This is a genomic window from Bacillus sp. JJ1503 (genome assembly GCF_036965125.1).
Classification (GTDB): domain Bacteria; phylum Bacillota; class Bacilli; order Bacillales; family Cytobacillaceae; genus Cytobacillus.
Window position 1 is genome coordinate 1 of record NZ_JBALOZ010000431.1, and the last position, 1,479, is coordinate 1,479.

1 protein-coding gene is annotated in these 1,479 nt (G+C 32.1%); it reads right to left on the minus strand.

What is annotated here, in order from left to right; genetic code table 11:
• Positions 1-327: 327 nt before the first annotated feature.
• Complete coding sequence (locus tag V7149_RS24490) at positions 328-1,209, minus strand: aminoglycoside phosphotransferase family protein (RefSeq protein ID WP_335348175.1); 882 nt, start codon at positions 1,207-1,209, stop codon at positions 328-330.
• Positions 1,210-1,479 lie beyond the last annotated feature (270 nt).

The window sequence follows — 1,479 nt, forward strand, 5'->3', positions numbered from 1 at the left end:
AAATTGCCCCGTTAGTTTAAGTACAACTTTTCACAAACTTAATTATGAAATTTAGAATTATTTATCAAATATTTCAATAAATTCAATGTTATTAAGGAATATTGTACATTCTTCAAGCGTTCTGGTTAGCAAAAAGCTATCTGAAAATCTATCTCACTTTGATGCAATACCTTCTAAAAACTTACATAATTGTTTATCTGTTAGTTCCGGTCCACTAAATTCTATTTCAATTTTTTCTTCAACTAACCTGCTTTTTAGTAAAAAAACGTTCCTGCATATTACTGAAATGCACCTGTTAGTGCAAAATAAAGTTCTATTTTAATGACTTTATTTTTCAGTTTCGTAATCATTAAGAATTATTTTTATAATTCTATATGTTTCATCTGCGATTGTTTTGTTTGATTGTTTATTATAATTGTAGGTTACTAAAGCCTTCCATAAAGCCCAACCTCTTGCCCTATTCCAAGTTTCTTCATCAAAATTCAATGCATTCTTAAATGACTTTCTCGTACTATCATCAAAAAAAGTCCAGGCCATTGCAGCATCACAAGATGGGTCTCCTACACCCAATATGCCAAAATCAATAACCGCATACAATTTACCAATTTTAGTTAATATATTCCCTGGTGCTACGTCACCATGGACCCATACTGGTTCTCCAGCCCATTTTGAAGCTAATGCCAATTCCCAAATTTCTCTCAATATATGTTTATTAAAAGAATTTATATTATTAATGGCATCTCTAAACTCATCATCGTATACAGCAATATCTCCACCTCTATAAAAATTATGTTCCCCAGCTAAGGGACCTCCACTGGTGTCAATTGATTGTAATTCAACTAAAAAATTACCCAAATCAATTGCAAATTGATTTAAATCATCTATATTTTCTAAAGTTAATGTCTCTCCATCCAACCACTTGTTTACAGACCAAGGATATGGGTAATCCTCACTTGGCTCTCCTTTAGCTATTGGTTCTGATATTGGTGTAGAAAGATGCTTGGCTAATATGGGTAACCATTTTTGTTCTTTTTCAACTTGTGGCACATAGGCTTTATCGCTTGGTAACCTAACGCTCATACTTTTTCCTAAGTGAAATGTTCTATTATCATTTCCACTTTTTATAACAGGCTTGATTTCCAAATTAGACCACTCTGGAAATTGGCAATTTATTAACTTCGAAACTAAATCTACGTCAATTTTTATCATTTAATTTCTCCTTATTATTTTAATTATTCATCACCCAAAACCTAGTTATAGTCACGAATTTATTCGATAAGCCCATCCTTAATAACCACTTTAATTTGCATGTATTTAATAAATCATATCCTTACTACAAGGACTCCTTATTCAGCTAACCTGAACCTTTAGTTTAAGTGTAAGGCTTTACAATCTCAGAATATTCCCTCAGTAATCTGGCCCTATAGTTAAAGAAAGAGCGCAATTTTTCTGGAATTGCGCCCGATTGTTGAAAATCAG

Coding starts and splice junctions, on each gene's coding strand:
- V7149_RS24490 (WP_335348175.1), bottom strand. CDS start 1,209: ATGATAAAAATTGACGTAGATTTAGTTTCGAAGTTAATAAATTGCCAA.